This is a genomic window from Streptomyces silaceus (assembly GCF_001419745.1).
GTDB lineage: Bacteria > Actinomycetota > Actinomycetes > Streptomycetales > Streptomycetaceae > Streptomyces > Streptomyces silaceus.
Map to the genome: position 1 here is coordinate 26,955 of NZ_LIRJ01000071.1, position 9,847 is coordinate 36,801.

The 9,847-nt window shown below is 75.2% G+C and carries 2 protein-coding genes; both read right to left on the reverse strand.

Features of this window, described 5'->3' with window-relative positions; all coding sequences use genetic code 11:
• Positions 1–30: 30 nt before the first annotated feature.
• Positions 31–900 carry a TauD/TfdA dioxygenase family protein gene (locus AOK22_RS08440; protein WP_055697969.1) on the reverse strand — a complete coding sequence of 290 codons (870 nt, stop codon included), beginning with the start codon at positions 898–900 and terminating at the stop codon, positions 31–33.
• Between the two features lie 74 nt (positions 901–974).
• The coding region (locus tag AOK22_RS08445; protein WP_055697970.1) for an AMP-binding protein at positions 975–9,847 on the reverse strand (8,873 nt) is incomplete at its 5' end.

Below are 9,847 nucleotides of genomic sequence, written 5' to 3' on the forward strand. Positions count from 1 at the left end.
GCCGCCGGTGGGGCGACCCGGGGCGGGGTGTCAGGCCTTCAGGGGGCCGCCGTTGATCGCGACGCGGCGGCCGTAGCGGGTCTGCGGGTAGTAGTCGTACGTCGCGTGGTGCTGGACGCAGCGGTTGTCCCAGAAGACCAGGGTGTTGGCGGTCCAGCGGACGCGGCAGCTGAGCAGCGGGCGGTGGGTGACGAGGGCGAAGAGCATGTCGAGCACCGCGCGGCTCTCGTCCTCCGAGAGCTGCGGGATGCGCGAGGTGTACGCCTGGTTCACGTAGAGGATCGGCCGGTCGGTCTCGGGGTGACGGACCACGAGCGGGTGCTCGTTGACCGGGATCTCGTAGTTCGGCGGCACGGTGTAGCCCCGGAAGCTCTGCGCGCCGTCGTGCACGGCGGTCAGACCGTCGAGGAGCCCGCGCCAGGTGGGGGAGAGCATCTCGTACGCCAGGTGCATGTTGGCGAACAACGTGTCGCCGCCGCTGCCGCCCTCCGGGGTCTCGGTGATGTAGAGCATCGAACCGAGGGACGGCTCGGCGTCCGCGGTGCCGTCCGCGTGCCAGGCGTTCCCCGCGACGTTCGCCGCCGCCGCGCTCGTCTTGATCTCCAGCACGTACGGGTCGCCCTCGGGCGGCGGCGGGTTGACCGGGCGCAGCTCGCCGAAGTGGCCGGCGAGGCGCTTGTGCTGCTCGTCGGTGATCTCCTGGTCACGGAAGACCAGGACGTGGTGGTCCAGGAACGCGGTCCTGATCTCGGCCAGCTGCGCGTCGGACAGCCGCCCGAGGTCCACGCCGGAGACCTCGGCACCGATGACAGGGGTCAGGGGGGCCACGGAGATCTCCCGGTAATCCCTCGACGGCCTGGTCGTGATGGCTTCGAGGGCGTCCAGCTCGTACTTCTCCACAGAGTCCTCCAGAGGTGTAGGGGTCGGGGTGGGCCAGCTGTTCGGGCCGGGTGCTTTGCGGGTGTGAGTCGGTGTCAGGCGTGGTGCTGCGCGCCGGCGCTCGCCTGGTTGATCGCCTCGGCCACCGCCCCGGCGTGCGGTGACCGCACGACGCCGTAGTGGTCCGTGGCCAGCCCGCCCCACCGCAGCGTTCCCGGCAGGTGGGAACGCCAGCGGGCGTGCTGCTCCGTCGGGCTGCCGAGCGTCGGCAGCCCGGCGAACGACTGCTCGGCCAGCCACAGCCGGGTGGCGGTGGCGCCGATCCGGGGCACCTCGTGGTCGGCCATGCTGCGCAGGTTGGCACGGCAGCAGCGGGCGAGCCGCTCGGCGTACGCGCGGGCCCGCTGACCCGCCAGGCCGTCCCCGGCGAGGCCGAGTTCGGCGGCGAACACCGTGCCGAGCTGCGTGTCGTCGTACCCCTGGAAGACCGTGCCGCTGCCGGGCGGCGGCGGATCCACCAGGTGCAGCGAGCCGACCGGGGACCCGGCCGACTCGGCCTCGGCCGCCATGTCGGTGGCCACCCACGCGCCGAAGGACCAGCCCGCCAGATGCCAGCGCCACGCGGACTGCGGGAAGCGGGCCCGCAGGGCGGCCGCGTACCGCCGGGCGCGCTCGCGCAGCGTCCACCCGAGAGGGGTGGTCCGCCGCAGGCCCGGGTCGGCGATCAGGACGACGGTCAGCCGTGCGTCGAGGGAGGAGACCAGGGCGCGGTAGGCCTGGACGTCGCCGCCGACCGGGTGCACCAGGCACACCACGTCGGCGCCGGTGCCCTCCTGCCAGACGTCCGGCGTGATCTCTTCGGCCCCAGCCGTTTCCTCGGTCTCCATGGCCTCTGCGGTCTTCTCCGTGTCCGTGCTCCGGGCCTTTGCCGGTTCGCCACGCCGCTCGGACAGGCGCGCCAGGATCTCGGAGAGCGTGGCCCGGTGGCCGAAGGAGGCCAGATCCAGCTCCACGCCGTAGTGGCGGTCGATCTCCTCGATGAGGTCCAGGAGGGTCAGCGAGTCGGCCCCCAGGTCGTACAGCGACGCTTCCGGGTCGAGGTCCTCGACGTCCAGCGCGGCCCGCGCCCACCCGGCCAGCAGCTCACCGGGCTCCTCGACGCTTCCCTCGGCCTCGGAGCCGCCCCGCCGTGGCGCGCCGGGCACCGGCCCGGCGTAGAAGGCGCGGGACTCCACGAGGTCGGTGGTGGACACCAGCAGGTGCGGCAACCGCAGGTCGAGCGCCCGCGCGAACGTGCGCAGGCCCTCGGCCACGGTCAGGCCGACCCCGAGGTGCGCCTGGTGCCGGCTGTCGCCGTGCGGCGCGCGCAGCGCCATGCCGGTCTCGCGCCACACGTCCCAGCCGATGCCGATCCGCGCGGTCCGCCCCGCCCCGTCGCCTCCGTACTGGGCGAAGGCGTCGAGCAGGGCGTTGGCCGCCGCGTAGTCGTACTGACCGATGCCGCCGAACTGCGCCGACATGGACGAGCAGTAGACCGCCACGTCCGGCCGGAACTGCTCGACGAGGAGTTCTACCAGCAGGGCGCCGCGCACCTTGGCAGCGTGCGCCGCGTGCGCGGCACCCGCTTCGCGGCGGGACAGCAGGCCGCCCGCCGGCACTCCGACGGCGTGCACCACCGAGGCCATCGACTCCGTACGGGCGGCGATCCGGCCCGCCACCTCCTTCAGCGGCGCGACGGCGAGATCCGCCTCGATGAGCTCGACGCGGTCGGCCCAGCGGGCCAACTCCTCGGGCAGCCGGGGCCGTCGGGACAGCAGCAGTACACGTCCCTCGGTGTGTTCGAGGAGCCACGCGGCGAGGCCGGTGCCGAGCCCGCCGGTGCCACCGAGGACCACGTGGTTCCCGCCCGCCACCGAAGGTGCCGCGCCCGCCGGAGCCGCCGCCCGCAGGGGCAGCGTCATCTGCTCCCACCAGAAGCCCTCGCGCAGCGCCAGATGGCGCGGTGGCGATGCGGGGCCCGCCGACGCCGCGAGGAGCGCGGACAGCTGCGGGACCCAGTCGTCGGGATCCTCGACGTCCACCCAGTGCCCTTCCGGGGCGCCCTCCTGCGGCGCGACCTCGGCGACACCGGCGAGCAGCGCGGCCTCCGGGCGGGTGACCGCGCCGAGCACCGGCCGGGCCCCGCACGACAGCCACCACGGCCGGACGCCCAGTCCGCGCGGTGCCCCCTGGAGGGCGCGGATCAGCGCGGCGGGCGTGTCCAGGCAGGCCCAGACCGCCCGGTCGAGCGCCTTGTCGCCGACCGGTCCGTCGATGCCGAGCGGCAGCGCGTGCAGCCAGTCGACGTCCGCGCAGCCCTCCTCGGCGAGCGCGTCCAGGACGCGTCGCAGCTGCCCGGGGTCGGCGGGATCGGCCTCGAAGCGGTCGAGCTCCGGGCGGGCGAACCGCTCCGCCGCCCTGATCCACACGACGCGACGGTGACCGGCGGCGAGCGCGGCCGGCGCCGCGCCGCCCTCCGGGCCGTCGGCGACGACGACCACCGTCCGCGCACAGCGAGCGGTCGTGCTCGTCGCGGCCCGCCGCATCCGGGTCCACTGCGGCCGGTGCAGCCAGTCCGTCTCCGGCAGCCGCTCCGGCACCGCCACGACGTCGGGTGCGGACGACCCTCCGGTCGGCACGGATGCCGCGGGACGGACTGCCGTGCGCGGCAGGTCGTAGTCCGCGAGGTCGAACGCCGGGGCGGGGAAGTCCCACGGCGGCTGCGCCGGGCCGTCGGGCCAGGCGAGCCGACGGCCCCCGAGCCAGGCGGCGGCCAGTTCCTGCACCGGCCGGCCGTGCGTCTCCAGGGCGGGCCCGGCGACGGGCTCGGGCCGCGACGCGGCCGTGGCCGCCGTGTGCAGCAGCCAGGCGACCGCGCTCGCCGCGTCGCGGCAGACGGCGGCCGTCCGCAGCGGGCCCTGCGGCCGGCCCGCCTGCAAGTGGCGCAGGGTGCGGGCGTAGCTGTCGGGGTGGCGCGTGAGGTGGGCGGCGACGCGCTCGGCGTCCGCGGCGAGCTGGGCCTCGCCGACGGCCGAGAGCACGACGAGCGGTACCGTGCCGGACCCGGTGGGCTCGGTGGGGACGGCGGGCGGATCGCCCGCCTCCAGGATCACGTGCGCGTTGGTCCCGCCGATGCCGAAGCTGCTCACCGCCGCGACCCGGGCCCGGCCCTCCGGCCAGGGAAGGGCCTCCGTGGGCACGTAGAAGGGCGCCGGGTCGGGACCGATCTCCGGGTTGAGCGCGCGGAAGTCGCGGGTGGGCGGTATCCGCCCGTGGTGGACCGCGAGCGCGGCCCTGATCAGGCCGACGGCACCGGCCGCCGCGCCCAGGTGGCCGATCTGGCTCTTCACCGAGCTGAGGGCGCAGTGGTCCGGCTCGTCCACTCCGAGGGCCTGGCGCAGCGCACCCGCCTCCACGGGGTCGCCGAGCCGGGTGCCGGTGCCGTGCGCCTCCACGTACGCCACGTCGGCGCCCGTACGGCCGCTGCGGGCCAGCGCGCCGCGGATCACCGCGCGCTGCCCCGCCAGGGACGGTGCGCTGTAACTGAGCTTGGCCGCGCCGTCGTTGTTGACCGCGGAGCCGCTGATCACCGCGTAGACGGTGTCGCCGTCGCGGCGCGCGAGGGCGAGCGGCTTGAGTACGACCACTCCGGCGCCGCTGCCTCCGACGGTGCCGCCCGCGTCGTCGCTGAAGGGCCGGCAGTGACCGTCGGGCGAGAAGATGTGCTGCGGACGGTAGCGGTATCCGTCGGTCAGCTCCGGGTCGACGAGGACGCCGCCCGCGAGCATCACGTCGGCGTCGCCCTGCCGCAGCAGGGACGCCGCCAGGTGCACGGCGACGAGCGAACTGGAGCACGCCGTCTGGCTGCTGAGCACCGGGCCGGTGAGCCCGAGGTGGAAGGCGGTCTTGGTGGCGAGGAAGTCCTTCTCGTGGTGCAGGGCCAGCTGGAAGTCGTCGGGCAGCGCGTCGGGACCGGTCTCGCGGAGCATCGCCCGGAAGTACGTGTTCTCGCCCGCGCCCGCGACCAGGCCGGTCCGCAGCGCGCCCGGATCGGCGATGCCCGCGTGGGCGAGCGCCTCGACGCACGTCATCAGGAGCTGGCGCTGCTGAGGGTCCATCAGCCGGGCTTCCTGGCGGCTGATGCCGAACCGCTCGGGGTCGAAGGCCAGCATCCCGTCCAGTTGGCTGCGCGCGCCGACCAGGCCGTCCGGCGCGTCGAAGTGCTCGATGCCGCTCCGCCCGGAGACCACCAGGTCCCAGAAGGCCGCGAGGTCCGGTGCGCCGGGCGCGCGGACGGCCATCCCGACGATCGCGACGCCGTCGTCCGCCGCCGGCTCGGGGGAACCTGCCGGGCGTACGTCGGCCGAGCCGTCCGGCGCCGGATCCATACGTTCGAGGAAGCGCGCCAGCTCTCTCGGAGTGACGTGCTCGAAGAGGTCGGCGACGGTGAAGCGCAGCCCGAGTCCGGCGGTGCACCGCAGGTGGAAGCGCATCAGAGCGATGCTGGAGGCGCCCGCCGCGAAGTAGGTCTGGTCCGGCGCGATGGGCACGCCGGTCACCTCTTCGAAGACGGCGGCGAGGTGCGCCTCCCGTGCGGACGGCGCCGACGCGGCCGTCTCCTGGCCGGTGGCACCGGCCAGGTCACGGCCGGGCGCGCGCAGGGCGGCGTTCCGGTCGAGCTTGCCGCTCGGGGTGCGCGGCAGCCGGTCGAGGATCCGGAAACGCTCGACCCGGACGTGCCCGGGGAGCAGCCCCGCCAGGTGCTCCCGCAACTCCGCCGGGGACGGCGCGTCGCCACGGCACTGGAGACCCGCGACGAGTGAGAGCCCGTCGACGGCGACGACGGCCCCGAGCACGGCCTCGTGTCGCGTCAACGCGGCCTCGACCTGGCCGAGTTCGAGCCGGTGGCCGCTGAGTTTGACCTGGTCGTCCGCGCGGCCGAGGCAGTGCAGCAGACCGTCGTGGTCGAAGCGTGCCCGGTCGCCGGTGCGGTAGAAGAGCCCGTCGCCGGGGAGCCGGACGAACCGCTCCCGGTTCAGCGGGGTCTCGCCCAGGTAGCAGGGCTCGTCCAGTACGCCGCCGACGAGGAGTTCACCGGCACAGCCGGGCGGCAGCGGGAGGTCCGCCTCGTCGACGACGCGCAGCACCGCGCCGGCCGCCGGGTGCCCGATCGCCGGGCGGTCCGGCCACGCGGCCGGATCGCCGTCCAGGCACAAGGCGCTGACGACGTGCGTCTCGGTCGGCCCGTAGTGGTTGAACAGCCGCGCGCCGGGCATCCCGGCGAACCACCCGCGGACGGCGTCGGTGCACACCAACTGCTCGCCCGCGGTGACCACTTCGCGCAACCGGGAGGGGTGAAGGCCCAGGTGGACGCCGTGCTCGGCGAGCAACTGCAGCGCCACGTACGGCAGGAAGAGCCGCTCGACGCCCTCCGAGGCGAGCCGGTCGAGGAGTGCGGGTACGTCCCGTCGCAGGGCGGGATCGATCAGGCGCAGGCAGCCGCCGGTGCACAGGGTTCCGAAGATCTCCTGGAAGGAGACGTCGAAGGAGAGCATGGCGAACTGCTGGGTCAGCGCGGGCGCGCCCAGCCCGCCGGGACCCGCCTGCCAGTGCAGCAGGTCGCACAGCGTGCGGTCGAAGACCCGCACGCCCTTGGGCCGGCCGGTCGAGCCGGAGGTGAACAGGGTGTACAGCGGCCGGGCGCCCGCGTGTGCCGGGAGCGGTGGTGCGTCGGTGCCCGCCGCGCGGGGGTCGGACAGCGTGACGTGCAGGCGGGGTACGCCGCCGGGGTCCACCCCGTCGAACGCGGTCCCGTCACCCGGCGGGAGCAGGACGCACAACGGGTCGGTCTGCTCCACGATCTGCCGCAGCAGCGCGGGCGGGTACGACGGGTCGAGCGGCACCGCCGTCAGGTTCAGCCGGGCCAGCGCGAGAAGGCCCACGACATGCTCGACGGACGGTTCGAGGAACAGCGCCACGTGGCTCTGTTCGGCCGCGCCCGGCAGCCGCAGCGTCGCGGCCAGTTCCGTCGCCAGCGCGGCGGCGTACGCGTCGAGCGTCGCGTACGTGACCGTGCCCGTGGCGGTCCGCAGCGCCGGTGCCTGCGGAGTGCGGGCCACTTGGTGGGCGAAGCCCTCGGCGACCGTGGTCCACGGCGCCTCGACAGGCGCGCCCCGGCCGGACTCGGGCAGCGCGTCACGGTAGGGCGCGGCCAGTTGCGCCGGTGTGGTGTCCGGGGCCTCGGACAGCGCGGCCAGCCCCTGCCGGAAGAGGTCGGCCAGGGTGGCGGCCCGCTCGGCGTCGAACCGGTCGTCGGCGTACTCCCAGAGGCACTCCAGGCCGTCGGGCCGGTCGACGACCGTCAGGGTCACCGGGCACTTGGCCTCCGCCGGCACCGGCCACAGCGGACGGGCGGTGCTTCCGGCCAGGGACAGGGAGTCGTAGTCGGTGTTCTCCAGTACGAGGAGGAAGTCGAAGGGCGAGACGTCCGCGGCGCCGCGCGGACGCCCGGCCAGGACATCGGCGAGCGCCACGTCCTGACGTTCCATCACCTCGCGCACGGAGGCGGCGGTACGTGCCACCTCGTCCCGCACGGGCGCCCGTGGGTCCACGGACAGCGGCAGGAGGACGGTGTTGGCGAACATGCCGACGCTGTCCGCGAACTCCCGCACGGGCCGATGGGCGACCGGCGCCGCGACACGGGGCCGGGTCAGGCCGGTCACGCCGTACAGGGCCCAGGCGTAGACACCGGCCAACAGCTCGAAGCGCGTCAGGCCGAGTTCACCGCAGAGCCGGTCCACCGCGGCGCGCCCGGTCGCGTCGAGCGCGTCGCACAGCAGCCGCCCCTCGGCGGTGCGGCCGGGGCGGGGCAGCGGGAGCGGCTGCGTTCCTGCGGCGCGCGCGTCGGCGGTCTCGGCGGCGTACAGGGCCGAGAGTCCGTCGCGCTGCGTCGTGTAGGAGGGGCTCGTGTGCCAACGGCGCTGCCAGTCGGCGAAGTCGAGCGGGGTGGGCGTTCCGGCGCCACGGGTTCGGGGTGCGCCGTCGGTGACGGCCTCCGCGTACCCCGCCGACAGGTCGCGCAGCAGCACGTTGACCGACCAGCCGTCCACGGCGATGTGGTGCATGTGCAGCAGCAGCGTGCCGCCGTCCCCCGACGGCCGCGGCAGCCAGCACGCCCGCAGCATCCTGGGGTGCGACAGGTCGAACGGCGGCGCGAAGAAGGCGTCTTGAGGGTCGTGCCCCGTCGTGCCGTCTGCCGTGCCGCTCGTCGCTCCGTACGCCGTCCCGTCCGTCGCCCGCTCCGCCTGCGCGGCCGCGGGCCCGGTCCACGGGTCGTAGGGCTCGCCCACCCGTTGGGCCAGCCCGTCGGCGGTCGCCTCGAAGCCGGTGCGGAGCGCGGGGTGTCGCGCGACCAGCGCGGAGAGGGCGGACCGCAGGGCCTCCTCGTCCACCGGGCCCGCGACGGAGAAGGCCAGCCGGACGTCGTACGCCCGTGAGTCCGGGGAGCGCTGCTGCAAGAACCACAGACGTTCCTGCTCGCCGGTCGCGGGCCCCGACAGGGCCCCCGCCGCCGTGGCCTGCGGCAGGGCGGGCGCGTCGTCGCGAAGGGCCTCGCGCACGGCCTCGGCGACGCCCGCGAGGTCGCCGTGCAGCACCCGGTGCGCGGGCACCTCGCAGCCCAGGCGGCGGCGGATGCCGTAGCGCAGGCGCAGCGCCTTCAGCGAGTCGCCGCCGCACGCGATCCACCGGTCCTCGGGCCGCGGCCCCGGCACCCCCAGGATCTCGCCCGCGAGGTCGAGCACGACGCGCAGCGGTGCGTCCAGCGGTCCCGGAGCGGCGGACGCCGGGCGGCTCGTGGCCTCGGGCCGCCACGGGTCGGCGGCGCCCGCGCGCAGCGCCGCCTCGTCGACCTTTCCGTTGGCGGTGCGCGGCAGCGCGGGGACGCGGTAGAGGTGGTGCGGGCGCATGTAGCCGGGCAGTCCGGCGGCCATGTGCTCCTCGAACGAGGCCCAGGACAGGCCGGGATCGGCGACGAGATAGGCCAGCAGCTCGGCAGGGCCGCCCGTGCCGTCCCGTCGGGCGCACACGTGCACCTGTCGTACGCAAGGGTGCTCCGCGACGTGCCGCTCCACCTCGCCGGGCTCGATGCGGAAGCCGCGGACCTTCACCTGCCGGTCGGCGCGGCCGACGTACGTGAGGTGGCCGTCGGCCGAGCGCCTGACCAGGTCACCGGTGCGGTAGTACGCGGTGGCCGTGCCGTCGTCGTCGGGCAGGGTCACGAAGCGGCGGGCGGTCTCGTCCGGCAGGTTGCGGTACCCGGCCGCCAACCCGGCGCCGGAAAGGAGCAGTTCGGCTTCCTCGCCGGGGGCGGCGGGCCGGGTGGTGCCCGGCGCGACCAGGGCCGTCCCGGTCCCGGGCAGCGTGCGCCCGAGGGGCACCACCGGCGCGTCGAAGTCCCGCGGGATCGGATGGTGCAGCGCGAACGTCGTGCACTCGGTGGGACCGTAGGCGTTGTGGATCCGCGTGCGGCTGCCCGCGTTGCGGCGGTACCAGCGCCGGACGAGCGGCGCGTTGAGCTGCTCGCCGCCGACCAGCAGATCCGTCAGGCCGGAGAAGCAGCCGGGCTCCGTGTCGACCACGGCGTTGAACAGCGCCGTGGTGACGAAGGCGGTGTGGACGCGCTCCCGCCGCAGCACCGTGGCCAGCCGCTCCGGGGACTGCACGTCCTCGTCGGCGAGGACGACGCAGCAGCCTCCGGTCAGCAGCGGCACCCACACCTCGAAGCTCAGCGCGTCGAAGGCCGGGTTCGACAGGAACGCGAAGCGGGCGCCCCGCGCGTCCGGGAGGAACGCGGGATCGGCCAGGCGCAGGATGCCGGCGTCGCGCACCTCCACGCCCTTGGGGCGGCCGGTGGTGCCCGAGGTGTAGA